This window comes from Pseudomonas sp. TH06 (assembly GCF_016651305.1).
Classification (GTDB): Bacteria; Pseudomonadota; Gammaproteobacteria; order Pseudomonadales; family Pseudomonadaceae; genus Aquipseudomonas.
Map to the genome: position 1 here is coordinate 340849 of NZ_JAEKEC010000004.1, position 25475 is coordinate 366323.

Consider the following 25475-nt stretch of genomic DNA (forward strand, 5'->3'; position numbering starts at 1 on the left):
GTTATTTCCAGGGCCGGACCCATGAGGGGTGGCAGCGGCCCTTTGAGGCATACGCGAATTTGTTGACCATGCGGTCAGGAACTCGCTCGCTGTGGATTATGCTTTTGTGTACAAATAAAGCAAATATTGTTTTTGGTTTTGTTTACGAAAGGTCCGTCGATAGGGATATATCGACTGTTCTGGCCTCATCGCGAGCAGGCTCGCTCCCACAGGGGAGTGCGGTCTAATGTAGGAGCGAGCCTGCTCGCGAAGAGGTTACCCCTGTCAATCGAGTTGCGCCTGACTGTTCCCCAACGCCAGATTCACCGCCAACCAGCCATTCACCGCTGCTTCCCCAGCCTCGGCAAATACCCGCTCCAGCAACTTCACCTGCTCACGTCGCAACGCCTGTTCAAACTTCGCCCCTTCGGTCGTCAGTTCCAGCAGCCGTTTGCGCTTGTCGGCTTGCGACGCCACGCTCTCGACCAGATGCATTTCCTGCAACTGCCGCAACGGCATGTTCAACGCCTGCTTGCTTACCCCGAGCAAGGCCAGCAACTCCTTGACGCTCAAATTCGGATACCGGGCGATGAAAAACACGATGCGTTGATGCACTCGGGACAAGCCACGGCGCTCAAGCATTTCATCAGCCTTGGCGGTGAACGCCTGATAGCCGAAGAAAAACGCTTCCATGGCTTGTTGCTGACTGCCGGGGTTTTTAAGGTCAAGCATGTTGACGTACTCGCTCAAGCTGTCGTAGTTTCAGTCAACCAGTTTGACTCATTTTTCATTCGCCTCGCTACCGGTGACCTCCATGGCTTTTTCCGAACGTGTCTCGCGCCTTAAAAGTTCTTTGATCCGTGAAATCCTCGCCGCGGCCCAGCGTCCGGAAGTGATGTCATTTGCGGGCGGGCTGCCCGCCGAAGCCATGCTGCCGAAAGTCGAATGGGCCGACATGCCGCTGTCCCTTGGTCAGTACGGCATGAGCGAGGGCGAACCGGCATTGCGCGAAGCGCTGGCAGCGGAGGCGAGGGCGCTTGGGTTGGACTGTCAGGCGAGTCAGGTGCTGGTGGTCAGCGGTTCGCAGCAGACCCTCGATCTGGCGGCCAAGCTGTACATCGACAAGGGCACGGAAATCCTGCTCGAAGCGCCGACCTATCTCGCCGCGCTGCAGATTTTCCAGTTGTTTGGTGCCGATTTCCTGACCGTGCCGCAAGAGTCCGATGGCCCGAACCTGGCGCAATTGCGCAGCCGTCTGGAGCAGCATCGCCCAGCGTTCATCTACTTGATTCCGACGTTTCAAAACCCGTCAGCCGTGCGCTACAGCGAGGAAAAACGCGCAGCGGTGGCGGCGTTGCTCGATGAATTCGGCGTCACTTTGATCGAAGACGAGCCCTACCGCGAACTGACTTTCGACGGCGGCAGCGCCAAACCGATTGCCGGACGCTTGAAGAAATCCAGCTGGATCTACACCGGTACCGTGTCGAAAACCTTGTTGCCGGGTTTGCGTGTCGGCTACCTGATTGCCAGCCCTGACCTGTTTCCGCACCTGCTCAAACTCAAACAATCGGCGGATCTGCACACCAATCGCATAGGTCAGTGGCAGGCGTTGCAGTGGATCGGCAGTGAGAAATATCAGCAGCATTTGAGTGAGTTGCGCGGTTTCTACCGTGAGCGGCGCGACGGCTTTCAAGCGGCGCTGGAGACGCACTTTGCCGATCTGGCCGATTGGAATGTGCCGCAGGGTGGGTTGTTTTTCTGGCTGACGTTGAAGCAGCCGCTGGATACGCGGACATTGCTCAACCAAGCGTTGGCCAATGATGTGGCGTTCATGCCGGGTGAGCCGTTCTTTCCGGAGCCGGATAAAAACCTCGGGCATCTGCGTTTGAATTTTAGCCACATCGACCCGGCGCGGCTGGATGAGGGGCTCAAACGACTGGCGGCGGTGGTTCACCAGGCGCAGATGGAAAAAGCGGCCTGAAAAACAAATAAACCGGCTTAAGGGCCGGTTTATTTTTGTCTGAATTTGTACTGAATGAAGGGCCTCATCGCGAGCAGGCTCACTCCTACAGGGGAATGCGTTCCAAGTGTAGGAGTGAGCCTGCTCGCGATAGGGCCTTCAGCCCCGATACAAAAACATCAGACCGCCGCGAACCGCTTATCCAGATAATCAATGATCACCTTGGACTCATACATCCAGGTCGTCTGCCCATTCTCTTCAATGCGCAGGCAAGGCACCTTGATTCGGCCGCCTTGCTCCAGCAGGGTCTGACGATCCTGTTCGTTGTTCTTCGCATCCTTCAGTGCCACCGGCACATTCAAGCGACGCAAGGTTCGGCGGGTTTTCACGCAGAACGGGCAGGCATGGAACTGATAAAGGGTCAGATCCTTCGCCGCAGCGTCCACTTGGGCCTGAGCGGTGGCGGGGCGTTTTTTCTTGCCCGGACGGGTGAGGAAATCGATGAAGATAACCAGTTGGCCGAGGCCGACACGAAGCGCTTTGACGAACACGTTACAAGCCTCACAGGGACATTGAAGAAGGCGCGCAGCTTACCCGATTTTCACGGGCGAAAAAAAACCGGCGATCAACGCCGATTTTTTCTGTTGCGAGTTACTTGATGAGGCTGAGGAATTCGCTGCGAGTCGCTGCGTTTTCACGGAACTCACCGAGCATCACCGAGGTGATCATCGACGAATTCTGCTTCTCGACACCGCGCATCATCATGCACATGTGCTTGGCCTCGATCACCACGGCAACGCCCAGCGCGCCGGTCACCTGCTGAACAGCGTCGGCGATCTGGCGGCTGAGGTTTTCCTGAATCTGCAGGCGACGTGCATACATGTCGACAATGCGCGCGACCTTCGACAGGCCCAGCACTTTGCCGCTCGGAATATACGCGACGTGCGCCTTGCCGATGAATGGCAGCAGGTGGTGTTCGCACAACGAGTACAGCTCGATGTCCTTGACCAGCACCATTTCGCTGTTGTCGGAGCTGAACAGGGCACCGTTGGTGACCTCTTCGAGCGTCTGTTCATAACCGCGGCAGAGGTACTGCATGGCTTTGGCGGCACGCTTCGGCGTGTCGAGCAGGCCCTCGCGGGAGACGTCCTCGCCCAATTGGCCGAGGATCGCGGTGTAATTCTGTTCCAGTGTCACAGGGGCTGATTCCATAAGGGTTTCAGAGGGGTACTGTTTCTGCCTGTACCAATTTTGTACCAATCAAGCTGTTTTCGAGCTTACCGAGTTCATCCCAATCGGTGCTGGAATTGATCCATCGGGCGTAAGTCGATAGCAACATCTGAACGCTATGACCGAGCTGAGTGGCAATAAACGCAGGGTTCATACCCGCCATGAGGCACATGGTAGCGTATGTGTGTCGGCAGTTGTATGGCCGGCGGGCGCGAATCCCCAATTCGGTCAGTGCGGCCTGGAAGTGTTTGTCGGTCACACTCGGCGGGTGAGTGAATTCAAGGTTCTTGGTTGGCGGGAGCACGTCGGGTGATTCGGCGCGTTTGCGAGGGCTCTGCAGAAGCACCGATAGCTTCGGTAGTGACCCTGGAACTAAAGAAAAGCAAACTGATTTCGTGAAGCAAATGTGTTCGGACTTTATGGAATTCGTCCAGGAGCTTATCCATGAAGAAGACGTGGAAGAGTCGTTATCTCACGTAAGCGATTTTATCGAGTAAAATCGCAAAAAAACGATGATTGGTGATGTATCCGGAAAGGCCACAGGTCGACCTATACCCTGTAAGGAAGTTGAAAGCAGCTGGGTATCGAGGCTGAGCCTGGGCATCCGGAAGGCAAGAAAACTTGATGGAAAGGTTCATAAAAAACGATGGCCCGAAAGGGCCTTTTGCATTACCGGGATGCGATTTTCGCACCTGTTAGCCAAAGGAAAGTCATGGAAGGTTCAATCAATGATATGGCGTTCACAGAGCGTCGCCGCGTGCCTGTGAGAGCTTTACTGGGTGGAGTTGTATTCTTGGCAATGGCCATCCAGGGGTTCCGTATGGAGTCCAATGGAATCGCTGCACTACTGCTAGTGTGTTCGGTATGGTACCTGGGCATGGCTTGGCTGAACCGGAAAGCCGGTTCGCAAACTTTGATGATCCTCAAGGACAAGGGCATCTGGTTTTTCAATGCTGATGGGTTGGTCCCCTACACATCGATTGAAGCCACAGAGGTCGAATCGTACAGCGGGATAGCTCAGATGCAACTCAATACGGTACTTCATATCATTGCCGAAAAGGCTGACACCCTGCCGAACTTCAATGACAGCCGGTGGAAGATCTTTTTCAAAATGCCAAGTGCGCGTAAGGGTAAAGGCTTTCGTAAGCATCTTGTAGTGTTCAACTATGGTGGTCTGCGCGATGAGGACGGCAAAAACGTCGACTATGACAACCTTGAAGAAGAACTTACGTATCGCATCGAAAAGGCTTACCAAGAGGAACATGAGCAGAGCAATTCAGTTTATGTGCCCTCATCGTCAGCAAACGATGCGCTGTCGCCTGTCACTCATTGAATCTCGGTTATCTAGTCTAGCGCTGGCAGTCGGTGCAAAGCCGACTGCCTTAAGTTGAGGGAAAGGATCGCAGGATCGCCATAGCCCAGCCGTCAAACCGCTGGGCAGTGGTAGTAGAAACGACGACCCTGCAAGTACGGTATAACGCGATTATTCGTCGCGACCTTCCATCATGGTGCGTTTAAGCATCACGTAAACCGCGCCGGCACCACCATGTTTCGCCTGGCACGAGCAGAAACCGAGCACCTGCGCGTGCTGGCGTAACCAGGTGTTGACGTGGCTTTTGATCATCGGCCGCTTGCCGTCAAGGCGCACCGCCTTGCCGTGGGTGACGCGTACACAGCGAATTTCGAATTTGGTTGCTTCAGCGAGAAACGCCCAGAGGGTTTCCCGGGCCTTTTCGACGTTCATGCCGTGCAGGTCGAGGCTGCCTTCGAACGGAATCTGACCGACCTTGAGCTTGCGCATCTGGCTTTCCTGCACCCCGTCGCGGGCCCACATCAACTCGTCTTCCGGGCCGACGTCGATCACGAATTGATCGGACAGACCGTCAACGGTGGTGGCATCGGTGCGCACGGTGGCGGACTGGCGCAGCTTGGCGATCCGGGCGCGGTCAGCCTTGGGTTTGCCGGTCTCGGCGCGGTCGTGCTTGATCGGCTTGACGCCTTGGATCGCACTTTTGAACAGGGAAAAATCGTCGTCTTGCATGTCAGCCTCCGCGAAGGGCGGCCAGTTTACCCAAGTCGAAACAAAACGGCCCGGCAAAAAGCCAGGCCGGTGATTCAGTCGTGTTTTTTCATCAGGTGCGGGGACATGTTCAGTTCCCGCGATTGCCGTGCGCGACGGCGGCAGCGACGCCACAGGGCGACGCCGAAATACAGAAACAACAAACCAACCGCCAGAATGATCGCCGAACCCATCGGCGTGGCATTCAAATCGCCGAGTGCCGGCGGGTGCCCGAGCAGGCTGGCGGCACCGGCCATCGCCAGCAGTACGCCGAACGTCGCCAGAATGGCGGCGATCGCCGCGCCGAAACGAAAACGCCAATTGCTTTGGCCTTTGGGCCGCAAGCGGCGTGCGTCAAATCCATCGGATAACTTCATTCCGACCTTCCTCAATGGGTATCGGCCCTTCGACCGGGAGTTGACCGTGTTGTTCCTGAGGCTATGGCATTTGCGGCAAATGAGAGGACTTTGCGGATGAGCGGCGCTGTGAGCCGCTCCCCAGTGTTTGATCTGAGCCGATCAGATCAGATCTTGAGTCAGTGCGAGGGTGGCGAAGTTGTCGGCCATGATCGCCATTTCGGCTTCCTGCACGAGTTCGGCACTGAGCACGCGACCCTTGAAGGGCAGGTCACGGGTGGCGCAGGCGTCTTCAACCAGGGTGCAACGGAAACCGAGGTTTTTCGCCGCGCGTACGGTGGTGCTGACGCTGGAGTGGCTCATGAAACCACAGACGATCAGGTCCAGCGAGCCAAGGTTTTGTAGACGATCGAGCAACTCGGTGCCATGAAAAGCGCTCGGCAGCAATTTGCCGATGATGGTTTCGTCTCCCTGCGGTTCAAGGCCGGGGATGAACTCGCCGCGTTCACCCTGCGGGTCGAACAGACCACCGACGGTGCCGAGGTGGCGCACGTGCACGATCGGCCGACCGGCTGCGCGGGCTGCGGCAACCACTTGTTTGATGTTCGCGACAGCCGCGTCCATACCGCTCAGGGCCAGCGGGCCGCTGAGATATTCTTTCTGGGCATCGATGATGACCACGGTGGCATGGCTCAACGTGGCCGCTGCGTAACCGCGACCGCTGAGTTGAAACATCGTTTTTGGAACGGACATTCTGGGGCTCCTTGGGGTGGGGCTTTTGCGACATTGTCCTCTGGCTGAGCGGTTCTGTGAATCGCTACCATCGTAGGCACCGTCGTTACTGGCCTGCAGCCTTGTCAAGTTACACGTTCTGTTCAATAGCTGTCGCATAAAACAGAAAGCTCCTACTGTCGCGCCGGTATTTTTCCTGCGTCGTCGTGGCGCGTTTTGGCTGGTAGAATCGCCAGTCGTTTTTTCAGGAGTTCTGCCCCGTGATCACTTCCCGACTTCGTACCCTGCGCGACCACATCCGTTGGGCCGTCAGCCGCTTCCATGGGGAGGATCTGTTTTTCGGCCATGGCACCGACAATGCCTGGGACGAAGCCCGACAATTGGTGCTCGGTGCATTGCACCTGCCATGGGAAATCGCCGACAGCTATCTCGACTGCGCGCTGGAAGACGACGAACTGGTCAACCTGCAGCGTCTGCTCAAACGCCGCATCGAAGAGCGCATTCCAACCGCTTACCTGCTGGGCGAGGCGTGGTTTTGCGGCATGTCGTTCATCGTCGACGATCGTGTGCTGATCCCGCGTTCGCCGATTGGCGAGCTGATTGAAAACCGCTTTGCGCCGTGGATTGGTACCGAGCCTGCGCGAATTCTTGATCTGTGCACCGGCTCTGGCTGTATCGGTATCGCCTGCGCCTACGAGTTCCAGAACGCCGAAGTGGTACTGGCCGATCTGTCGTTCGAAGCGCTGGAAGTGGCCAATCAAAATATCGAGCGCCACGGTGTCGATGAGCGTGTGTATACCGTGCAGGGCGATGGCTTTGATGGTCTGCCGGGACAGCGTTTCGACCTGATCGTGTCGAACCCGCCCTACGTCGATGCGGAAGATTTCGCCGACATGCCGGACGAATATCAACACGAACCCGAGTTGGGTCTGGCTTGCGGTGACGATGGTCTGAACCTGGTGCGCCGGATGCTGGCTGAAGCGGCGGATCATCTGACCGAGAAGGGCTTGCTGATTGTCGAGGTGGGCAACAGCCAGGTGCACGTTGACGCGCTGTACCCGGAAGTCGACTTCGCCTGGCTCGAATTCGAGCGCGGCGGGCATGGCGTGTTCATGCTGACAGCGGAGCAGTGCCGCAACCACCAAGCCCTGTTCGCTTCCCGCGTCTGACCTGATTTATGTGGCGAGGGAGCTTGCTCCCGCTGGTCTGCGGAGCAGACCCAAAACATGCAGTGATGGTGAGCCAGACACACCGCATATGCATGATTTACGACTGCTTCGCAGCCGAGCGGGAGCAAACTCCCTCGCCACAGGTCATCGCTGAAGTCAGCGGTGCGTAGCAATCCAGATCAACAATCCCGCCTGAAACACCGCAAACGCCACCAGACAGGTAATCGTAAAGCGCAGCCCAGCGTCTTCCCGCTTGAACTTGCTGACTTTATCTTCCTGCTTCTTCAGTTTCACTTCCTGCTCAGCCAGGTTCTGCTCGGCCTGCTGGAGCATCTGCGCCGCTTCAAGAATCTCGACGATCTGCAGCTTCTCGCTGTTCCAGTCACCGAGCAGATCACCGACCTGTACGTCTTTGATGCTGCCCTTCAAATGCTGGGCGTCTGCGTAAACCACATCAAAGCCATGCACGCGCAAAAAATGATCGCGGCGCAGGCGAGTGTCTTCGTTCAGCGCGTCCTTGTTGTTCAAGTCCATGCCGTCGACGGTGTAGGTCGGCCAGCGTTTTTTCGCCCAGTTGATGCCTTGCGCGGCGATGAAACGGCCGATGCCACGATTCAACGGTTCGATCTGCAAGCCGCTGTCCGGCCCGAAATGCACACGTTTGGTGGTGTGATCGGCCCAGACATCGAGATGGTTCTGTTCTTTGCGCACCCGCTGGCTCGGCAATTTGATTGCCATGCGCATCAGGCTGTGTTCTTTGCTGTGGCGCTCGGCGTAACCGAACTCGACAAAACGCAGCGGCCGTCCACCGGTGTGGCGGTCGGTTTGCAGCGGGGCCAGGCGGAGCATCTTGTGGTGCTCGACGTGGACATCCGCCCACGGCAGCTCGACCGCTGGCGGTGCGTCTTTTTCAGCGGTGGTGTCGGGTGAAGTCTGGGTATCAGTCATAACGGCGAGATCCTGTCCAAGCCCTGCTTGTCGCCAGCCGAGACGCTGGCGACAAAGGCTTATCGGCCGTTTCCTGCAAGACTAGAGGGCAAACACCGTTTAACGGGTGCGAAGTCCGTCAATAAACTCGATGATTTGTGAGCCGAGTTCTGCCGCCAGTGGCAAATTCGGATCCTTGTAGGAGGCCAATTGCCGCTTCATGTCGTTGTGCACGATGCGCATCACGTGGTTCATGCCTTCGATCACCACCAGTTTGGCGTCCGGTTTGGCAGCCTTGAGCAGCTTCGCGTCTTCGGTGCCGACCTGAATGTCGTTAGTGCCCTGGACGATCAGTGCCGGCATCTGTAATTGCGCGAAGGCTTTAGCCGGATCCTGACGGAACAATGAAATCAGATACGGCTGCACGCTCGGGCGGAAAATCACCTGCAACGGCGCCGGCACGTTGTCGTCGGTGTGACCGGCCTTGAGGCTGTCGAGCAATTCATTACTGCGCAACATCAGCGCGGGTGGCAGGCTGCGCGCCAGTTGCTCGCGGATTACCTGATCGACCGGGCGGGCACTGCCGGAGAGGGAAATCACCGCTGCCGCATCGAGTTTTGGCGCGGCGAGGCTGGCGATCAGTGCGCCCTCACTGTGCCCAAGCACGATAAGTTTGCCGAAACGCGGATCAGCCTTGAGCTTTTGTCCCCAAGCCACCGCGTCGGCGGCATAGGCGTCCACCGACAAATTGCGCTCATCCGGTGTCGCCGCCAGGCTCGCGGCCACGCCGCGCTTGTCGTAACGCACGCTGGCGATGTTGTGTTTGGCCAGCACCCACGCCAGCCGTTTCAGGCTGTCATTGCGCCCGCCGTCGGGGTTGTTTCCGTCACGATCCGTAGGACCGGAGCCAGAAATAATCAGGACAACCGGTACCGGGTTGTCGGATTTTGGCAGCAACAGTGAGCCGAAAAGTTCGCCCGTGCCGGTATCCAAAGAAACCGGGCGCTGTAGGACTGTCGCCTGGGCAAAGCCAGTAAAGAGGGTAAGACTCAAAATCAAAACTCGCAGCATCATCACGCCATCATTCGCCAAGGTGCCGGTTGGACTCACCAGCACCACTAAGGTTCGAGGATGAACTACTCGGTTAGCCTGCGTATACTGGCGCGCATCACGAATTTGGGTTTGATTTCACGGAGCGTCCTGCATGTCCGGCAATACCTACGGCAAGTTGTTCACTGTCACCACCGCTGGCGAAAGCCATGGTCCGGCGTTGGTCGCCATTGTCGACGGCTGCCCGCCGGGCCTGGAGATTTCCCTCGAAGACCTGCAGCGCGACCTCGATCGCCGCAAGCCGGGCACCAGCCGTCACACCACCCAGCGCCAGGAAGCCGACGAAGTCGAAATCCTCTCCGGCGTGTTCGAAGGGCGCACCACCGGTTGCTCGATCGGCCTGCTGATCCGCAACACTGACCAGAAGTCCAAGGACTACTCGGCAATCAAGGATCTGTTCCGCCCGGCGCATGCCGACTACACCTACCACCACAAATACGGCGAACGCGACTACCGTGGCGGCGGCCGTAGTTCGGCGCGTGAGACCGCGATGCGGGTGGCGGCCGGTGCGATTGCGAAGAAATTTCTGGCCACTCAAGGCATCGTCATTCGCGGCTACATGAGCCAGCTCGGGCCGATCGAAATCCCGTTCAAGACCTGGGACTCGGTCGAAGAAAACGCCTTCTTCAGCCCGGATCCGGACAAAGTCCCGGAGCTGGAAGCCTACATGGACCAGTTGCGCCGCGATCAGGACTCGGTCGGGGCAAAGATCACCGTAGTTGCCGAAGGCGTGATGCCGGGCCTTGGCGAGCCGATTTTTGACCGCCTCGATGCCGAACTGGCCCATGCGCTGATGAGCATCAACGCCGTCAAAGGCGTGGAAATCGGCGCCGGTTTCGCCTGCGTTGCCCAGCGCGGCACCGAGCATCGCGATGAAATGACCCCGGAAGGTTTCCTCAGCAACAATGCCGGCGGCATCCTTGGCGGCATCTCGTCCGGTCAGCCAATCGTTGCGCACCTGGCGTTGAAACCGACGTCGAGCATCACCACCCCGGGCCGTTCGATCGACATCCATGGCAATCCGGTCGACGTGATCACCAAGGGCCGCCACGATCCGTGCGTGGGTATCCGCGCCACGCCGATTGCCGAAGCGATGATGGCGATTGTGCTGATGGATCATCTGCTGCGTCACCGTGGTCAGAACGCCGATGTGCGCGTGAGCACGCCGGTGCTGGGTCAGCTGTAATGGCAGGCCTCAAAGCCGTCGCGGCATAACCGGCGTGGCGGCGCTCCCTTACTGGCGACTGTCCAGTTTCTATCTGTTCTATTTCGCCTTGCTCGGGTCGACAGCGCCGTTTCTGGCGCTGTACTTCGATCACCTCGGATTCAGCCCCGCGCGCATCGGCGAACTCGTCGCCATTCCGATGCTGATGCGCTGCGTGGCGCCGAACATCTGGGGCTGGCTCGGCGACTACACCGGCAAACGCCTGGCCATCGTGCGCTTCGGTGCGGTGTGTACATTGCTGACCTTCTCGCTGATTTTCGTCAGCAAGACCTACGCCTGGCTGGCGATGGTCATGGCCTTGCACGCGTTCTTCTGGCACGCGGTGCTGCCGCAATTCGAAGTCATCACCCTCGCGCATTTGCAGGGCCAGACGTCGCGTTACAGCCAGATCCGTCTGTGGGGCTCGATCGGATTCATCATCACCGTGGTCGTGCTCGGTCGTCTGTTCGAATGGCTCAGCCTCGATATCTACCCGGCGGCACTGGTGCTGATCATGGCCGGCATTGTCCTCAGCAGTCTCTGGGTGCCGAACGCGCAACCGCCGCAAGGCAATCGGCCGAGCGGCGAGGGCTTTCTCAAACAACTGCGCAGCCCCGGCGTGCTGGCGTTTTACGGCTGCGTTGCGCTGATGCAGATGAGCCACGGCCCGTATTACACCTTTCTGACCTTGCACCTTGAACGACTCGGCTACACGCGCGGCACGATCGGCATGCTCTGGGCCGTGGGCGTGGTCGCCGAAGTGCTGATGTTCATGGCGATGAGCCGGATTCTTGCGCGGTTTTCCCTGCGCCGGGTGCTGATGGCGAGTTTTCTGCTGGCGGCCCTGCGCTGGTTGCTGCTAGGTTCGTTCGCCGAGTTCCTGTGGGTGCTGTTGTTTGCGCAGATTTTGCACGCGGCGACCTTCGGCAGTTTTCACGCCGCGGCCATCGCCTTCGTGCAACGTAGTTTTGGCGCACGCCAGCAAGGTCAGGGCCAGGCGCTGTACGCAGCCTTGGCCGGCACCGGCGGCGCGCTCGGTGCGTTGTATTCCGGCTACAGCTGGAACGCCCTCGGCGCGACATTGACCTTTAGTATTGCCAGTCTCGCGGCGCTCGCTGCTGCCGTTATCATTGCCACACGTATGCAAGAGGACAGGCCATGAGCCTTACGCGTGAACAACTCGCCCAGCAAATCGTCGACGCCGGGCGTTTTCTCTACGGTCGCGGCTGGTCGCCGGCCACCAGCAGCAATTATTCGACGCGCCTGTCGGCCAGCGAAGCGTTGCTGACCGTGTCGGGCAAGCACAAGGGCCAGTTGGGTCTGGACGATGTGCTCGCCACCGATCTGTCGGGCAACAGCCTGGAGCCGGGCAAAAAACCGTCCGCCGAAACCCTGCTGCACACCCAGCTCTACAGCTGGCGCACGGAAATCGGCGCCGTGCTGCACACCCATTCGGTCAACGCCACGGTGCTGTCGCGCCTGACCCCGGAAGACTTTATCGAGTTCGAAGACTACGAACTGCAAAAAGCCTTCAGCGGCATTTCGACTCACGAATCCCGGGTGCGTGTGCCGATTTTCGACAACGATCAGGACATTGCGCGCCTCGCCGCCAAGGTGCAGCCTTGGCTCGACGCCCATCCTGATTGCGTCGGTTACCTGATTCGCGGCCACGGCCTCTACACCTGGGGCGCGCAGATGAACGACGCGCTGCGCCAGATCGAGGCTTTCGAATTTCTGTTTGAATGCGAGTTGAAAACCCGCAGCGTCATGAACCGCCAAGGCTGACTTCACCAGAAGTAGCCCATTTGCCTGATGAAATGCTGTGCCCGACCGGTCTGCAAGAACCGGACGGCAAGGCCGATACCGAGGAATTGCCCCAATGAGCAGCCTGTCCGTCTATCACGTTTCCAGCCCTGACATTCCGAACAAGGTGCTGACCCATTTCGAAGACATCGCCTCGACCTTGGCCGAGCAGGGCGTGCGTTTCGACCGCTGGCAAGCCGCCGCGAAGATCCAGCCGGGTGCCACTCAGGAAGAAGTGATCAGCGCTTACAAAGAGCAGATCGACCAACTGATGACCGAGCGCGGTTACATCACCGTCGACGTCATCAGCCTCAACAGCGACCACCCGCAAAAAGCCGAACTGCGCGCCAAGTTCCTCGAAGAACACCGGCATGGAGAAGACGAAGTACGCTTTTTCGTCGCCGGCCGTGGGCTGTTTACCCTGCACATCGACGATTACGTCTACGCCGTGCTCTGCGAAAAGAACGACCTGATCTCCGTACCCGCCGGCACCAAGCACTGGTTCGACATGGGTGAGCATCCGCATTTCGTGGCGATCCGTCTGTTCAACAACCCGGAAGGCTGGGTTGCCAACTTCACTGGCGAAGACATCGCCGGTCGCTTCCCGCGCCTGGAGGACTGAGCCGATGTCGATCAAAGCCATCGTCACCGACATCGAAGGCACCACCAGCGCGGTGAGTTTCGTCTTCGACGTGCTGTTTCCCTACGCCGCCAAACACCTGCCGGATTTCGTCCGGCAGAATGCCGACCGCGCCGATGTTGCCGAGCAACTCGACGCCGTGCGCCGTGACAGCAATGCACCGCAGGCTGATGTTGAACGGGTTGTTGAAATTCTCTTGAGCTGGATTGAGGAAGATCGCAAAGCCACGCCGCTCAAAGCTTTGCAGGGCATGGTCTGGGCCCAGGGTTATCACGCCGGGCAGTTGAAGGGGCATGTTTACCCGGATGCAGTTGAAGCACTGCGGCGCTGGCATGCCGCGGGTTATCAACTGTTTGTGTACTCGTCCGGCTCGATCCAGGCGCAGAAGCTGATTTTCGGCTGCTCCGAAGCGGGCGATCTGACGTCGCTGTTCAGCGGTTACTTCGACACCACGTCGGGCCCCAAGCGTGAGGCGCAGTCCTACACGAATATTCAACAGGCGATTGGCTTTGAAGCGGGGGAGATTCTGTTCCTCTCGGACATCGTTGAAGAACTCGATGCCGCTCAATCGGCCGGCCTGCAAACCTGCGGCCTGGCCCGCGAGGGCGGGGAGCTGGCGGGACATGTCACTGTCGACAGCTTCACCGGAATCGAACCGGAAGCCTTCTGATTTCCCGGTGCAGGGGTAAATACCACCTCACTGCCAATACAAAACCCTGTAGGAGCTGCGGCACGCTGCGATCTTTTGATCCTGATTTTTAACCACAAGATCAAAAGATCGCAGCGTGCCGCAGCCCCTACATGAAATACAAAAAAACAGGCCGTGAAGCGTATGCTCCACGGCCTGTTTTGTTTAAAGCGTTTTAATAATTACAGCGAGTGATACGTCGGCAGGGCAAACCGCTGCTGGCTTTGCAGCATGGCAATTTGCGGCAGCTCGCTGGCTTGTTCGGCCAGGTCACGACGAATCGCGCTGATCGCCCACGACAGTTGGTCGCCGGCATGTAGTTGCTGATAAGTCAGTGCGCGTTTGAACACTTTGCCGTCGCTGCTGCGCAGGGTCAGCAGGATCCCACCATCGGGACGTGGCGCAGTGGTGACTTCGAAGTTGGAGAACAGGGAGGTAAATTTTTCTTGGATCAGGCTCATGTTTTTCAGCTCCGTATGCACTTGAATGGCAAGCATGCAGAGGAGGTTGCAGCGATTGTGCCAGCATTTGAAAATAATAAAATCGTTATAAATCAATAGCTTAAAAACTATTGAATTTCAGGTTGTCGTGCAATCTGCATGAATGGCCATCGTGCATCCTGCATTTTGCGGGATCGTTATCGATTCAACGGAACCAATCGCCTACCCGGGGATCGCTGTAGCCCCCGCCTGATCAGCGGATACAAAACATTGCAAAAACCGCGTGTACAGCTTGAGAAGCGCTGACGTATTTTCGGACTCGACCCTCGCTCAAAAAGCGTCGGTAGTGTCAGCCCGACAATAAAAAACCGACCACACGTCAAGGTCGAACGGGGAGCTTCCATGAGTCACGCGCCAAGCGACACGATTACCTGGGGCATGATGCTCCGCAAACTGCCGATGATTGCCAAAGCCATCCCGCGGGTGGTCAAGGGCATGAAGGTGGCCAACGTCACGGATCCGACCCAAAGCTGTGGCCTTGGCTGGACATTCGAACAAGCGACCCTGCGCAATCCACAGGGCCCGGCGTTATTGCAGGGCGATGTGATGCTGACTTATGCGCAGGTCAACCAATGGGCCAACCGCATCGCCCACTATCTGAACGGGCAGGGCATCGGCAAGGGCGATGTGGTGGCGGTGTTTATCGAGAATCGTCCGGAATTGCTGGTGACCATTCTGGCGCTGGCCAAGGTCGGAGCGGTCAGCGCCTTGCTCAACACCTCGCAGACGCGCGACACGCTGATCCACAGTGTGAATCTGGTAGCGCCGGTAGCGATTGTCGTTGGTGAAGAGTTGCTACCCGCGTTTGCGGCGGTGCGCGAGCAAGTATCGATTGCCGCGCAACGTACCTGGTTCGTGGCCGATCAGGACACCTACAGCCATCCGGGCATTGCGCCCGAAGGCTACGTCAATCTGATCAGCGCCAGTGCCGACGCCGCCAGCGACAACCCGCCGAGCAGCCAGCAAGTGTTCTTCGACGACCCGTGTTTCTACATTTACACCTCGGGCACCACGGGCCTGCCGAAAGCCGGCGTGTTCAAACACGGCCGCTGGATGCGCAGTTCCGCCAGCTTCGGCATGATCGCGCTCAACATGGGCCCCGACGACGTCGTCTATTGCACGCTGCCGCTGTACCACGCCACCGGTCTTTGCGTGTGCTGGGGCTCGGCGATCAACGGCGCTTCAGGCTTCGCGATCCGCCGTAAATTCAGTGCCAGCCAGTTCTGGAGCGACGTGCGCCGCTACCGTGCGACCACCATCGGTTACGTCGGTGAGTTGTGTCGTTATCTGGTCGATCAACCGGCCAGCGCCGATGACAGCCATCACGACGTGCGCAAGATGATTGGTAACGGTTTGCGTCCTGGTGCCTGGGCCGAATTCAAGACGCGCTTCGCCGTTGACCACATCTGCGAGCTGTACGCGGCGAGCGACGGCAACATTGGTTTCACCAACATTCTCAATTTCGACAACACCATTGGTTTCTCGCTGATGGCCTGGGAGCTGGTGGCCTACGACCATGACAGTGGCGAGCCGCTGCGCAGCGACGACGGCTTCATGCGCAAAGTCGGTAAGGGTGAGCAGGGCCTGTTGCTGGCGCGAATCGACGAGAAAGCACCACTGGATGGCTACACCGATCCGCAGAAAACCGCCAAAGTCGTGTTGCAAGACGTGTTTACCAAGGGCGATCGCTTTTTCAACACCGGCGATCTGCTGCGCAACATCGGTTTCGGTCACGCGCAATTTGTTGATCGACTCGGCGACACCTACCGCTGGAAGGGGGAAAACGTCTCGACCACTGAAGTCGAAAACCTTTTGTTGCAACACCCACACATCTCCGAGGCGGTGGCCTATGGCGTGGAAATCCGCAATACCAATGGCCGGGCGGGGATGGCGGCGATCACGCCGGCTGAATCCCTCGCGACCCTGGATTTTGCCGAGCTGCTGACGTTTGTCCGCGAACGCATGCCGGCCTATGCAGTGCCGTTGTTCCTGCGGGTGAAGGTAAAAATGGAAACCACCGGCACCTTCAAATACCAGAAGACGCGCCTGAAAAACGAAGGCTTCGACCCCGGCCAGACGGGCGATGATCCGATCTACGCGTGGCTGCCCGGTACTCACACCTACGTGCGCGTGACGGATGAGTTATTGGCGGAAATCGATCAAGGCAAGCATCGTTATTGATTCTGGCTATGAGTGCTCTTGAGAAAAAGGGGGTGACAGCTATCGTCTTGCTCGGGAAACTGTCGGCTTTCCGATAGACCGATAGTGGAGTTGCCCCATGTCCGACCAAAGCCGCCAGATGACCCCTGAAGAAGCTGCCGAATTCACCGAGCAGGTTTTCAACAAGGCGCGCGACGGTGATGCCGAGATGCTTGATCGCCTGGTCACGGCCGGTTTGCCAGTGAACTTGAAGAACAGCAAGGGCGACACGTTGCTGATGTTGGCCAGCTATTACGGCCATGTGGATGCGGTCCAGGTGCTGCTTAAACACAAGGCCGATCCGGAAATGCGCAACGGCAACGGCCAGAGCCCGATTGCCGGGGCGGCGTTCAAGGGCGACCTGGCGGTGGTCAAGGCGCTGGTCGAGGCGGGCGCCGAGATCGAAGGTTCATCGTTTGATGGTCGTACCGCGCTGATGATGGCGGCGATGTTCAACCGCGTGGCAATCGTTGATTACCTGATCAGCAAAGGTGCAGACCCGAAAGCCAAGGACGCCAACGGCGTCACCGCGCTGGACGCGGCCCGGACCATGGGCGCAGTCGACACGACGGCGCAACTGGAAAAACTCCTCGCCTGAGATTGGTAATTCCCTGTGGCGAGGGAGCTTGCTCCCGCTCCAGTGCGTAGCGCTGGCAAGTTTTCAGGGCCGCTACGCAGCCCAGCGGGAGCAAGCTCCCTCGCCACAGGTGTCGGGTGTGCGGAAGAATGCGCTATCCTTTGCGCCCTCGAAATTCATCTTCGCCACAGGATCCGCCCTCATGAAAGCCGCACTCGTCGAACTCATCAGCAAAATCAGCTCCGGCTGCATGGGCGAGGACGAGATCCTGAAAGTGGCCGACGAAGCCGCACAAGCCTACGCCGATGCCGGCGCCTTTCTGACAGCCAATCCGGACATCAACTACGACGACACCTTCCCGATTACGCTGGGCGAGTGGGTAGTGGTCGGCAGCCTGCCGGAAACCGTGCTGTTCCAGGCTGACACCTACGTCGACCTGTTCGCGCAGATCGTCGCCTCGTTCGGTCCGACCGTCGACTTCAACCTCAAGCCCAAGCAACTGGCCAAGACCGAAGCCCTGACAGCCCTCAACCGCATCCAGGTGCAGATGAGCAGCCTGAACAAGGAAAACGGTGGCTACACGCTGATGAATTTCAGCCAGTTGCTCGACGATGAACTGCAAGTGGTGCTGGTCTACGGCAACGACGTGCCACGAGTGCTGGAGCTGTGCGCCGAAGTCGGCATCGCCGCTGCACCATCGTTGGAAGCGCTGAAAGTCGCCGTTCACGTCTGAGCGCAATAAAAGGGAACCCTGCGCGCGACCGTCTATCCTAAAAGTGCATGCCACTATTTCTGGAGCGACACCATGGGTTCCACGTTCAACGGTCTGATTGGCCTGATCATTCTCGCCCTCGACATCTGGGCCATCATTAATGTGCTGAAGAGCGGCGCCGAGACCGGGATGAAAATCCTCTGGGTACTGCTGATCATCCTCCTGCCGGTGCTGGGCCTGATCATCTGGGCGATTGCCGGACCGCGGGGCAACGTGCGTATCTGATCTGATAGCACTGCATTTACCCCCTGTAGGAGTGAGCCTGCTCGCGATAGCGTTTTTTCAGTCACTGATTCATTGGCTGTGGAATAGCTATCGCGAGCAGGCTCACTCCTACAAGGGATTGTGGTCGGCAGATGACGTGAGGTTCGACCTGTCATCTTCGGCAACGTAGAATGCGCGCCTTTCCCGGGCAATCGTCTTCACGATCGACGCCCGCGCATTCATCGGAGCACTTCACCATGACCGTCACCAAGACCAGCGAGTACCTGGAAACCCTCTACGAAGGCTACGGCCAGCGTTTTCGCATGGAAAAACTGCTGCACGAAGTGCGCACCGAACACCAGCACCTGGTGATTTTCCAGAACCCGCGCATGGGCCGTGTGATGGCGCTGGACGGCGTGATCCAGACCACTGAAGCCGACGAATTCATCTATCACGAAATGCTCACCCACGTACCGATCCTCGCCCATGGCACCGCCAAGCGCGTGCTGATCATCGGCGGCGGCGACGGCGGCATGTTGCGCGAAGTGACCAAGCACGCGGGTGTCGAACACATCACCATGGTCGAGATCGACGGCACCGTGGTCGACATGTGCAAGGAATTCCTGCCGAACCACTCCAAGGGCGCCTACGACGACCCGCGTCTGAATCTGGTGATCGACGACGGCATGCGTTTCGTCGCCACCACCACGGAAAAATTCGACGTGATCATCTCCGACTCCACCGACCCGATCGGCCCGGGCGAGGTGCTGTTCTCGGAAAACTTCTACCAGGCCTGCCACCGCTGCCTGAACGAAGGCGGCATCCTCGTGACCCAGAACGGCACGCCGTTCATGCAGATCGACGAAGTCAAAACCACTGCCGGTCGCCTGCGCAGCCTGTTCCCGGACTGGCATTTCTACCAGGCCGCCGTACCGACCTACATCGGCGGTTCGATGACGTTTGCCTGGGGTTCGACCAACCCGGCCTACCGCAAACTGAGCCGTGAAGTCCTGCAACAGCGCTTCATTGGCAGCGGCATCGTCACTCGCTACTACAATCCGGAAATCCACATCGGCGCGTTCGCGCTGCCGCAGTACGTGCTACAAGCGGTCAATAAGCCAAGCAACGACTGATCACCGCGCTAGCTCCCCAGTGAGGGAGCTCTTGTGGCGAGGGGATTTATCCCCGTTGGGATGCGCAGCGTCCCCAAAATCAGCACCCACGGTCTTCCTGATACACCGCGGTTGCTGATTTTCACGACTGCTGCGCAGCCGAACGGGGATAAATCCCCTCGCCACAAAAGCACGCTCCCCACTTTGCTGCCTGTACCCAAGATGTCGTTTTTTTCATCTTCGCTCGTTGTAATCCTTTTGAACCAACTTTCGGCGTACCAGTCGATTTAGGTGTAAGCCCATTTGCGGGTTTGATCGAGGAGGCACCGATGCAAAAGTGGAAAGTCACTTTCGTGGACGATCATGGTCAACCGATCGACGAAGTCTTCGAGTGCGAAGAGTGTCCGAGTCATGAGCGGGCCGCCAAGCTCATCAAGGAACGTTTTCTTCCTGTCGCCGCCGAACTGGATATGAACGATCTGGAAGGGCGAACCCCCGATGCAGGCGTGAAAAGCCTGAAAACCCAGAACAGCATCGAAATCCGCAGCATCACTCCAATCTGAAATTCTTCCTGTCACTTGAAGCACCAGGCCTTGGCAGCAGCTCTATCTTGGGGCTACTCTGCAAGCGAGATCAGCGAACGGATCGCTAAGGTCTGGTCTTGTCAGCTACATGCTTGTTTCCCGCGCGCAACCACGTTGCCGTAGTACTTAGGCCAAAGGCCCGGGGCGGGAATACGGAAAGTCTATCCATCTATCCGAGGGGGACGATTCATGAGCACAGCCTATCAAGAAGACATCAGCAGCAATGTTCTGCGCCGCATGAAAGAAGGCGGTTTCGACTTTTCCCGATTCCATCCCATCGAGTTCTACGCCATTTTCCCGGACGAGGAGCGGGCGCGCAGGGCAGCAGGCAAATTTCGTGGTGAATCCATCAATGCCCAGGTCAGCGTGCGCGACGATGGCGCGTGGTCTCTGGAGTTGAGCAAAGTGATGTACGCGACATATGACGACATCGGCGATTTCGAGCAGGGGTTTTCTGCTGTGGTCGAACCGCTGGGCGGCATCATCGAGGGTTGGGGCGTCAAGCAGGAGGTGCGCAATCGCCACCGTTTGAACTGATCTCTTGCAGTAACTGTTAAGCAACGGCTGGCCTTTGGGTTGGCCGTTGTTGTTTTTGAAGATCAAAAGATCGCAGCTTTCGGCAGCTCCTACAGGTAATCGGTGTAGGAGCTGCCGAAGGCTGCGATCTTTTGCTTTTGCTTTCAAAACATTTCAAACAGGCAAAAAAAAGCCACCGGAGAGGGTGGCTAAAAGGGAAGACCGATAAGGAGAGGAAACCGGTCAGGGTTACAGCGGGGCGGGCTGCGATGGCAGTCCAGAGCAGTTGAGCCGAGCACTCCGTGGCGTAGTGGCCGATGAAGTTTTGCAGCGAATGCGCGGATTATCCGCAGCCGATGGCGAGCAGTGAAATCAACTCTGACTATGCTGGTGATAGGCGATGCAGTGCGTCGCAATGAAGCGGGGGCAATCAGGTTGGAGCATTTGCCGCACAGGAATGGTGCGGCGCCTGCGGCGTGAATATCCAACCGATTGAAATCAAAGCGTTTATGCCGATGGCACGGGCCTTGCGAAGGCCTGTATGTCCGGGTGACAAGGAGTACGGCATGATCCGCACCTATTTTGATGAGATGTACGATGCCGGCGGCCAGGTCCGCCCGCATTACCGGGAGTTCGCCCGATGGCTGGCCGACACGCCTGACGAGCTGCTGGCGCAACGGCGGCGCGAGGCTGATTTGCTGTTCCATCGCGCCGGCATCACGTTCACGCTCTACGGCGACGAGCAGGGCACCGAGCGCCTGATTCCATTCGACACCATTCCGCGCAGCATTCCCGCCAGTGAATGGCGAATCGTCGAACGCGGCTGCATCCAGCGGGTCAAGGCGCTGAACATGTTCCTCGCCGACCTTTATCACGAGCAGCGCATCATCAAGGCCGGGATCATTCCCGCCGAACAGGTACTGGCCAACGAGCAGTATCAGTTGGCGATGCAAGGCCTGGATCTGCACCGCGATATCTATTCGCATATTTCCGGCGTCGATCTGGTGCGCGATGGTGACGGCACCTATTACGTGCTCGAAGACAATCTGCGCACCCCGAGCGGTGTCAGCTACATGCTCGAAGACCGCAAGATGATGATGCGCCTGTTCCCGGAGCTGTTCGCCGCCCAGCGCATCGCGCCCATCGACCATTATCCGAACCTGTTGCTCGACACGCTGAAAAGCTCGAGCCCCATCGATGACCCGAGCGTGGTCGTGCTGACGCCGGGGCGTTTCAACAGTGCGTTCTTCGAACACGCGTTTCTGGCGCGGGAGATGGGCGTGGAACTGGTGGAGGGCGCGGACCTGTTCGTGCGTGACGACAAGGTCTTCATGCGCACCACCGACGGCCCGAAAGCGGTGGACGTGATCTATCGCCGTCTCGATGACGCGTTTCTCGATCCGCTGGCGTTCAATCCGGACTCGATGCTCGGCGTGCCGGGGCTGCTGTCGTCCTACCGCTCCGGCAATGTGGTACTGGCCAACGCCATCGGCACCGGCGTGGCGGACGATAAATCGGTGTATCCGTTTGTCACCGACATGATCCGTTTTTACCTCGACGAAGAGCCGATCCTGAAGAATGTGCCGACCTGGCAATGCCGCAATCCGTCTGAACTTTCCCATGTGCTGGCCAATCTTCCGGATCTGGTGGTCAAGGAAACCCAGGGTTCCGGCGGTTACGGGATGCTCGTCGGACCAGCGGCAACGACGGCGGAAATCGATGCGTTCCGCGAGCGGATCAAAGCCAAGCCGCACGCCTACATCGCGCAACCAACGTTGTCGCTGTCGACCTGTCCGACCTTTGTCGAAAACGGCATTGCACCGCGCCACATCGACTTGCGCCCGTTTGTCTTGTCCGGTCGCGAAACCCGGGTGGTGCCCGGCGGTTTGACCCGTGTCGCCCTGCGCGAAGGCTCCCTGGTGGTGAATTCCTCACAGGGCGGCGGAACCAAGGACACCTGGGTGGTCGAGGATTGAAGGAAGCTTGCCATGTTAAGTAGAACTGCCTCGGATCTGTATTGGATGTCGCGTTACCTGGAGCGGGCGGAAAACCTCGCTCGGATGCTCGACGTCAGTTATTCGCTGTCGCTGATGCCGCAGGACGGTCGCGGCGATGGTCTGCACGAATTGGCCATGCCGTTGTTGATCACCGGCACCCTCGACGATTACCTGGAGCGCCACGGCGAACTGCACGCCGAACGCCTGCTGCATTTCTTCGCTCTCGATGCGGCCAACCCGGCGAGCATCTATAGCTGCCTCGGCGCGGCACGGGCCAGTGCTCACGCGGTGCGCGGTCGAATCACCGCAGACATGTGGGAAAACATCAACGCCACATGGCTGGAGATTCGCGGGATCGCCGAACAGGGCTTGAGCCGCTATGGCATGAGCCGTTTCTGTGAATGGATCAAGGAGCGCTCACACCTGTTCCGTGGTGCCTCTTACGGCACGATCATGCGCAACGATGCGTTTCGCTTCATTCGTCTGGGCACGTTTATCGAGCGCGCCGACAACACCTTGCGACTGCTCGATGCCCGGTACGAGATGGCTGGCGATCAGGCCGAAGCGGTCAGTGACGGCACCGCTCATGCCTACTATCAATGGAGTGCCTTGCTGCGGGCCTTGTCATCATTCGAGGCCTACACCGAAATCTACCGCGATGCGCCCGGCGCCCGACATGTTGCCGAGTTGCTGCTGTTGCGCGCCGATGTGCCGCGCTCGCTGCGCGCCTGTACCGAAGAAATCGACCAGATCCTCGCGCAGCTGCCGGGGGCCAACGGTCGGCCGGCACAGCGACTGGCGGCAGAAATGGACGCGCGCCTGCGCTACACCGGCATTCACGAAATCCTCGAAGAAGGCCTGCACGCCTGGCTCACCGAATTCATCCCGCTGGTGCGCCAGTTGGGCAACGCCATTCACAGTTCCTACCTGGAGGCTGCATGAGACTTTCCATAAGCCACGAGACCACCTATCACTATGAAGATCAGGTGCGGGCCAGCATCCAGTATCTGCGACTGACGCCCCACGACAGCGAGCGTCAGCACGTGCTGAGCTGGCAGCTCGACCTGCCGCGTCCGGTGCGCGCGCAACTCGATCCGTTCGGCAACATCCTGCATGTGCTGACCATGGACGAGCCACACGAAGCGATCATCATCGGCGCCCGGGGGCAGGTCGATATCGACGAGTTGCGCGAGGCCGAACATGAGAGCCAGTCGGCGCTGCCATTCCTGCGTTTCACCCGTCTGACCGAGGCGGACGAAGCCCTGCGCGCGTTTGCGGCAAAATCCTGCAAGCAACGGCGTGACCGTACTGCGCTGATCGATTTGATGCACGGTTTGAATCAGCACATGACCTACACGCCGGGCTCGACCGAAGTCGACACCAGCGCGGCCGAGGCGTTTGCCGGGCGTGCCGGGGTTTGCCAGGACCACGCCCACGCGTTTCTGGCCTGCGCGCGCAGTCTGGGGATTCCATCGCGTTATGTGTCGGGCTATCTGTACAGCGAAGATTGCGAACATCTGGCCAGCCATGCCTGGGCGGAAGCGTGGCTGGATGACGCCTGGTACAGCTTCGACGTGACCAATGAACTGGCCCGACCGGAACGACATTTGAAACTGGCGGTGGGTCTGGACTATCTCGACGCCTGCCCGGTACGCGGCATGCGCAGGGGCGGCGGATGCGAGCAGATGCATGCAAAGGTCTTCGTCTCGCCGACCCCTGCGCCGATCATCTCCGTGCAGCAGCAATAACGGGCTCACACGTAGCCCCTGTAGGAGTGAGCCTGCTCGCGATAGCGGTATGTCAGATACAACAATACTGACTGTTCCACCGCAATCGCGAGAAGGCTCACTCCCACAAGGGGATGGGTTCAGGGCCTAACCTTGCGCCCGGCCATGTGTTTCAAATATCCCACCAACATCTCCAGATCCCCATCCGCCAACACCTCGGCAGAAAACCCCGGCATCTTCGCCTGTGGCCAATGCCGCAGACTCTGCGGATCACGAATGTAGCGCTTGAGGAAATCGGCGCCGAAATACTCGGTCGGGTTATAGGGAATATTCAGATCCGGCCCGACTTGCGCATCTCCCGCGCCATTCAATCGATGACACGCCAGGCAATTTTTCTGAAACAACGCAAACCCCAGATTCACCGGGTCATCAGCCTTTAACGCCGGATCCGGCAGCAGAGCAGGGAAGCGCTCGGCCACTGGCGCCATGCGTTTGATGCTGGCGACTTCGAATGGCCATTGTTCCGGGCTGATCTTGCCGATCTGTGGATCGGTCCACACCAGATAAAACGGTCCGGCGCTGTGTTTGCCTTCCGACAGCGGCGGCCACGGCTTGGCCGGATCTTCAATGGCCAGCCACGCCCTCGAGCCTTGAGTGTTGAGCAGCGGCGCAGCACTCAATTCGGCGGCAAAACCGTCCAGCGCCACGGCCTGCAGGTGATCTTCGGGATTGATTCCAGCCAGTAACGCCGCCAATGGCACGGCGCGATAAGTCATGTCCTTTTTGTAGGACACGTCGTTCTTGATCGTGAGGGTTTGCGCCTGAGGATGCTTTAACAGCTCCTCGGTCTGCCAGGTGCGACTCTTTGCGCCCAACTGCAAATCCAGTTGTGCGGCAGACAGGGGCATGCTCAGCAGCAAGGCCCCGAACACAATGAGCGCTTTCAAATGATCGCCGTCCATGTCGTGGAAGTGCGCAAAGATTGGCACAGCCACGCTGGCCCGGGTAGCGGGCCAGTCACATATTCAGTGGCGATAGACAGCACCTGCCGCTTGATTCAGCCAATGACCTTGGTCAGATTCGGCAAAATCAACAACAGCGTCGTGGCGAAAAGAATGAGCCCTGCTTGACGAACTTTCGGTTGTTTGAACATGGCTTGACCGCCTTTATTGTTATTTCCTGATGCTTGCCTGCATATCCATGACGGCAAGCGCTGCACTTCCTGTTAAAGAACGCCTGCCTCGGCAAAACCCGACGACCATGACGTACATGTTCTACCTTAGGGCCCGCGTCACGCTTGGCTTAGATCCATTTCATATGGAGCTGTTGTCATTCGCAATAAAAAAGGCATGAGGCGTATTGCCAGCTTCTTTGCCGCCCGCTTGCTAGACAACTCGCCGACCTGAACCGGTTCACCCAGCGTCTGATGA

General features: G+C 58.4%; 28 protein-coding genes and 1 pseudogene. 18 read left to right on the plus strand and 11 right to left on the minus strand.

Features of this window, described 5'->3' with window-relative positions; genetic code table 11:
* Positions 1-264 precede the first annotated feature (264 nt).
* Positions 265-711: a MarR family transcriptional regulator gene (locus tag JFT86_RS28770; protein ID WP_201239382.1), complete on the minus strand. Its 447-nt coding sequence runs from the start codon at positions 709-711 to the stop codon at positions 265-267.
* Positions 712-793: 82 nt separating this feature from the next.
* On the opposite strand from JFT86_RS28770, the gene JFT86_RS28775 reads away from it, so the two are divergent.
* A complete protein-coding gene (locus JFT86_RS28775; protein WP_201239383.1) occupies positions 794-1960 on the plus strand; it encodes a PLP-dependent aminotransferase family protein in 1167 nt (388 codons plus the stop codon).
* A 158-nt stretch (positions 1961-2118) separates the two neighbouring features.
* Here the strand turns inward: JFT86_RS28775 and JFT86_RS28780 are convergent, their stop codons facing one another.
* From JFT86_RS28780 to JFT86_RS29305, 3 genes and pseudogenes are all read right to left on the minus strand, one after another.
* Positions 2119-2490: a glutathione S-transferase N-terminal domain-containing protein gene (locus JFT86_RS28780; protein ID WP_201239384.1), complete on the minus strand. Its 372-nt coding sequence runs from the start codon at positions 2488-2490 to the stop codon at positions 2119-2121.
* Positions 2491-2590: 100 nt separating this feature from the next.
* Complete coding sequence (gene folE, locus JFT86_RS28785; RefSeq protein WP_010456659.1) at positions 2591-3136, minus strand: GTP cyclohydrolase I FolE; 546 nt, start codon at positions 3134-3136, stop codon at positions 2591-2593.
* 22 nt (positions 3137-3158) lie between these two features.
* Positions 3159-3494: pseudogene (locus JFT86_RS29305) on the minus strand (site-specific integrase); the annotation flags it as partial.
* Between the two features lie 387 nt (positions 3495-3881).
* Here JFT86_RS29305 and JFT86_RS28790 point away from each other — a divergent pair.
* A complete protein-coding gene (locus JFT86_RS28790) occupies positions 3882-4502 on the plus strand; it encodes a hypothetical protein (protein ID WP_242489586.1) in 621 nt (206 codons plus the stop codon).
* Between the two features lie 150 nt (positions 4503-4652).
* On the opposite strand, the gene JFT86_RS28795 is transcribed toward JFT86_RS28790, so the two are convergent.
* The 3 genes from JFT86_RS28795 to JFT86_RS28805 form a co-directional block, all read right to left on the minus strand.
* The gene (locus tag JFT86_RS28795; protein ID WP_201239386.1) at positions 4653-5210 is read right to left on the minus strand and encodes a Smr/MutS family protein; all 558 of its coding nucleotides are present in this window, start codon (positions 5208-5210) and stop codon (positions 4653-4655) included.
* 74 nt (positions 5211-5284) lie between these two features.
* The gene (locus JFT86_RS28800) at positions 5285-5605 is read right to left on the minus strand and encodes a hypothetical protein (protein WP_201239387.1); all 321 of its coding nucleotides are present in this window, start codon (positions 5603-5605) and stop codon (positions 5285-5287) included.
* Between the two features lie 141 nt (positions 5606-5746).
* The gene (locus JFT86_RS28805) at positions 5747-6337 is read right to left on the minus strand and encodes a cysteine hydrolase family protein (RefSeq protein WP_053118675.1); all 591 of its coding nucleotides are present in this window, start codon (positions 6335-6337) and stop codon (positions 5747-5749) included.
* A gap of 239 nt (positions 6338-6576) precedes the next feature.
* On the opposite strand from JFT86_RS28805, the gene prmB reads away from it, so the two are divergent.
* A complete protein-coding gene (gene prmB / locus JFT86_RS28810; RefSeq protein ID WP_201239388.1) occupies positions 6577-7485 on the plus strand; it encodes a 50S ribosomal protein L3 N(5)-glutamine methyltransferase in 909 nt (302 codons plus the stop codon).
* A gap of 156 nt (positions 7486-7641) precedes the next feature.
* Here prmB and JFT86_RS28815 read toward each other — a convergent pair whose 3' ends face one another.
* Together JFT86_RS28815 and JFT86_RS28820 are read right to left on the minus strand one after the other, a co-directional pair.
* Positions 7642-8433 (minus strand): hypothetical protein, encoded by a 792-nt coding sequence (locus JFT86_RS28815; protein ID WP_201239389.1) that lies wholly within the window; start codon positions 8431-8433, stop codon positions 7642-7644.
* A gap of 99 nt (positions 8434-8532) precedes the next feature.
* Entirely contained in the window at positions 8533-9486 is a 954-nt protein-coding gene (locus tag JFT86_RS28820; RefSeq protein ID WP_201239390.1) for an alpha/beta fold hydrolase, read from the minus strand.
* A gap of 130 nt (positions 9487-9616) precedes the next feature.
* Here JFT86_RS28820 and aroC point away from each other — a divergent pair, with 130 nt between their 5' ends.
* The 5 genes from aroC (at position 9617) to mtnC (ending at position 13839) form a co-directional block, all read left to right on the plus strand.
* Positions 9617-10708 (plus strand): chorismate synthase, encoded by a 1092-nt coding sequence (aroC, locus tag JFT86_RS28825; protein WP_201239391.1) that lies wholly within the window; start codon positions 9617-9619, stop codon positions 10706-10708.
* Positions 10709-10742: 34 nt separating this feature from the next.
* A complete protein-coding gene (locus JFT86_RS28830) occupies positions 10743-11888 on the plus strand; it encodes an MFS transporter (protein WP_201239392.1) in 1146 nt (381 codons plus the stop codon).
* Positions 11885-12511, plus strand: coding sequence for a methylthioribulose 1-phosphate dehydratase (locus tag JFT86_RS28835; protein ID WP_201239393.1), 627 nt, complete (start codon positions 11885-11887; stop codon positions 12509-12511). Before JFT86_RS28830 ends, JFT86_RS28835 begins: the two co-directional genes overlap by 4 nt.
* A gap of 94 nt (positions 12512-12605) precedes the next feature.
* Complete coding sequence (locus JFT86_RS28840; protein ID WP_102901171.1) at positions 12606-13151, plus strand: acireductone dioxygenase; 546 nt, start codon at positions 12606-12608, stop codon at positions 13149-13151.
* A 4-nt stretch (positions 13152-13155) separates the two neighbouring features.
* The gene (gene mtnC, locus JFT86_RS28845; protein WP_201239394.1) at positions 13156-13839 is read left to right on the plus strand and encodes an acireductone synthase; all 684 of its coding nucleotides are present in this window, start codon (positions 13156-13158) and stop codon (positions 13837-13839) included.
* Positions 13840-14039: 200 nt separating this feature from the next.
* Here the strand turns inward: mtnC and JFT86_RS28850 are convergent, their stop codons facing one another.
* A complete protein-coding gene (locus JFT86_RS28850) occupies positions 14040-14318 on the minus strand; it encodes a DUF3509 domain-containing protein (RefSeq protein WP_129391315.1) in 279 nt (92 codons plus the stop codon).
* 381 nt (positions 14319-14699) lie between these two features.
* On the opposite strand from JFT86_RS28850, the gene JFT86_RS28855 reads away from it, so the two are divergent.
* The 10 genes from JFT86_RS28855 (at position 14700) to JFT86_RS28900 (ending at position 24066) form a co-directional block, all read left to right on the plus strand.
* Positions 14700-16538, plus strand: coding sequence for a long-chain-acyl-CoA synthetase (locus JFT86_RS28855; RefSeq protein ID WP_201239395.1), 1839 nt, complete (start codon positions 14700-14702; stop codon positions 16536-16538).
* 97 nt (positions 16539-16635) lie between these two features.
* The gene (locus JFT86_RS28860) at positions 16636-17154 is read left to right on the plus strand and encodes an ankyrin repeat domain-containing protein (protein WP_103303806.1); all 519 of its coding nucleotides are present in this window, start codon (positions 16636-16638) and stop codon (positions 17152-17154) included.
* 181 nt (positions 17155-17335) lie between these two features.
* Positions 17336-17866, plus strand: a complete 531-nt coding sequence (locus JFT86_RS28865) for a hypothetical protein (RefSeq protein WP_201239396.1) — start codon at positions 17336-17338, stop codon at positions 17864-17866.
* A 72-nt stretch (positions 17867-17938) separates the two neighbouring features.
* Positions 17939-18130, plus strand: coding sequence for a PLDc N-terminal domain-containing protein (locus tag JFT86_RS28870; protein WP_003223221.1), 192 nt, complete (start codon positions 17939-17941; stop codon positions 18128-18130).
* Positions 18131-18366: 236 nt separating this feature from the next.
* The gene (speE, locus tag JFT86_RS28875) at positions 18367-19242 is read left to right on the plus strand and encodes a polyamine aminopropyltransferase (protein WP_201239397.1); all 876 of its coding nucleotides are present in this window, start codon (positions 18367-18369) and stop codon (positions 19240-19242) included.
* Between the two features lie 308 nt (positions 19243-19550).
* Positions 19551-19784 carry a hypothetical protein gene (locus JFT86_RS28880; protein ID WP_201239398.1) on the plus strand — a complete coding sequence of 78 codons (234 nt, stop codon included), beginning with the start codon at positions 19551-19553 and terminating at the stop codon, positions 19782-19784.
* Between the two features lie 210 nt (positions 19785-19994).
* Positions 19995-20342, plus strand: a complete 348-nt coding sequence (locus JFT86_RS28885; RefSeq protein WP_201239399.1) for a ribonuclease E inhibitor RraB — start codon at positions 19995-19997, stop codon at positions 20340-20342.
* Between the two features lie 545 nt (positions 20343-20887).
* Complete coding sequence (locus tag JFT86_RS28890) at positions 20888-22297, plus strand: circularly permuted type 2 ATP-grasp protein (RefSeq protein ID WP_103303811.1); 1410 nt, start codon at positions 20888-20890, stop codon at positions 22295-22297.
* 12 nt (positions 22298-22309) lie between these two features.
* The gene (locus tag JFT86_RS28895) at positions 22310-23260 is read left to right on the plus strand and encodes an alpha-E domain-containing protein (protein WP_201239400.1); all 951 of its coding nucleotides are present in this window, start codon (positions 22310-22312) and stop codon (positions 23258-23260) included.
* Positions 23257-24066, plus strand: a complete 810-nt coding sequence (locus JFT86_RS28900) for a transglutaminase family protein (RefSeq protein WP_201239401.1) — start codon at positions 23257-23259, stop codon at positions 24064-24066. The genes JFT86_RS28895 and JFT86_RS28900 overlap by 4 nt, the downstream gene beginning before the upstream one ends.
* 119 nt (positions 24067-24185) lie before the next feature.
* Here JFT86_RS28900 and JFT86_RS28905 read toward each other — a convergent pair whose 3' ends face one another.
* Positions 24186-25007 (minus strand): cytochrome c, encoded by an 822-nt coding sequence (locus JFT86_RS28905; RefSeq protein ID WP_201239421.1) that lies wholly within the window; start codon positions 25005-25007, stop codon positions 24186-24188.
* Positions 25008-25475 lie beyond the last annotated feature (468 nt).

What these genes read in the sequence shown, in the direction of transcription:
- JFT86_RS28805 (WP_053118675.1), bottom strand. Translation starts at nt 6,337, where the DNA reads ATGTCCGTTCCAAAAACGATGTTTCAACTCAGCGGTCGCGGTTACGCA.
- JFT86_RS28890 (WP_103303811.1), top strand. Translation starts at nt 20,888, where the DNA reads ATGATCCGCACCTATTTTGATGAGATGTACGATGCCGGCGGCCAGGTC.
- JFT86_RS28770 (WP_201239382.1), bottom strand. Translation starts at nt 711, where the DNA reads ATGCTTGACCTTAAAAACCCCGGCAGTCAGCAACAAGCCATGGAAGCG.
- JFT86_RS28855 (WP_201239395.1), top strand. Translation starts at nt 14,700, where the DNA reads ATGAGTCACGCGCCAAGCGACACGATTACCTGGGGCATGATGCTCCGC.
- speE (WP_201239397.1), top strand. Translation starts at nt 18,367, where the DNA reads ATGACCGTCACCAAGACCAGCGAGTACCTGGAAACCCTCTACGAAGGC.
- JFT86_RS28835 (WP_201239393.1), top strand. Translation starts at nt 11,885, where the DNA reads ATGAGCCTTACGCGTGAACAACTCGCCCAGCAAATCGTCGACGCCGGG.
- JFT86_RS28800 (WP_201239387.1), bottom strand. Translation starts at nt 5,605, where the DNA reads ATGAAGTTATCCGATGGATTTGACGCACGCCGCTTGCGGCCCAAAGGC.
- JFT86_RS28860 (WP_103303806.1), top strand. Translation starts at nt 16,636, where the DNA reads ATGTCCGACCAAAGCCGCCAGATGACCCCTGAAGAAGCTGCCGAATTC.
- aroC (WP_201239391.1), top strand. Translation starts at nt 9,617, where the DNA reads ATGTCCGGCAATACCTACGGCAAGTTGTTCACTGTCACCACCGCTGGC.
- JFT86_RS28840 (WP_102901171.1), top strand. Translation starts at nt 12,606, where the DNA reads ATGAGCAGCCTGTCCGTCTATCACGTTTCCAGCCCTGACATTCCGAAC.
- JFT86_RS28900 (WP_201239401.1), top strand. Translation starts at nt 23,257, where the DNA reads ATGAGACTTTCCATAAGCCACGAGACCACCTATCACTATGAAGATCAG.
- JFT86_RS28795 (WP_201239386.1), bottom strand. Translation starts at nt 5,210, where the DNA reads ATGCAAGACGACGATTTTTCCCTGTTCAAAAGTGCGATCCAAGGCGTC.
- JFT86_RS28880 (WP_201239398.1), top strand. Translation starts at nt 19,551, where the DNA reads ATGCAAAAGTGGAAAGTCACTTTCGTGGACGATCATGGTCAACCGATC.
- JFT86_RS28885 (WP_201239399.1), top strand. Translation starts at nt 19,995, where the DNA reads ATGAGCACAGCCTATCAAGAAGACATCAGCAGCAATGTTCTGCGCCGC.
- JFT86_RS28775 (WP_201239383.1), top strand. Translation starts at nt 794, where the DNA reads ATGGCTTTTTCCGAACGTGTCTCGCGCCTTAAAAGTTCTTTGATCCGT.
- JFT86_RS28790 (WP_242489586.1), top strand. Translation starts at nt 3,882, where the DNA reads ATGGAAGGTTCAATCAATGATATGGCGTTCACAGAGCGTCGCCGCGTG.
- JFT86_RS28865 (WP_201239396.1), top strand. Translation starts at nt 17,336, where the DNA reads ATGAAAGCCGCACTCGTCGAACTCATCAGCAAAATCAGCTCCGGCTGC.
- JFT86_RS28820 (WP_201239390.1), bottom strand. Translation starts at nt 9,486, where the DNA reads ATGATGCTGCGAGTTTTGATTTTGAGTCTTACCCTCTTTACTGGCTTT.
- JFT86_RS28905 (WP_201239421.1), bottom strand. Translation starts at nt 25,007, where the DNA reads ATGGACGGCGATCATTTGAAAGCGCTCATTGTGTTCGGGGCCTTGCTG.
- JFT86_RS28815 (WP_201239389.1), bottom strand. Translation starts at nt 8,433, where the DNA reads ATGACTGATACCCAGACTTCACCCGACACCACCGCTGAAAAAGACGCA.
- JFT86_RS28850 (WP_129391315.1), bottom strand. Translation starts at nt 14,318, where the DNA reads ATGAGCCTGATCCAAGAAAAATTTACCTCCCTGTTCTCCAACTTCGAA.
- mtnC (WP_201239394.1), top strand. Translation starts at nt 13,156, where the DNA reads ATGTCGATCAAAGCCATCGTCACCGACATCGAAGGCACCACCAGCGCG.
- JFT86_RS28870 (WP_003223221.1), top strand. Translation starts at nt 17,939, where the DNA reads ATGGGTTCCACGTTCAACGGTCTGATTGGCCTGATCATTCTCGCCCTC.
- JFT86_RS28895 (WP_201239400.1), top strand. Translation starts at nt 22,310, where the DNA reads ATGTTAAGTAGAACTGCCTCGGATCTGTATTGGATGTCGCGTTACCTG.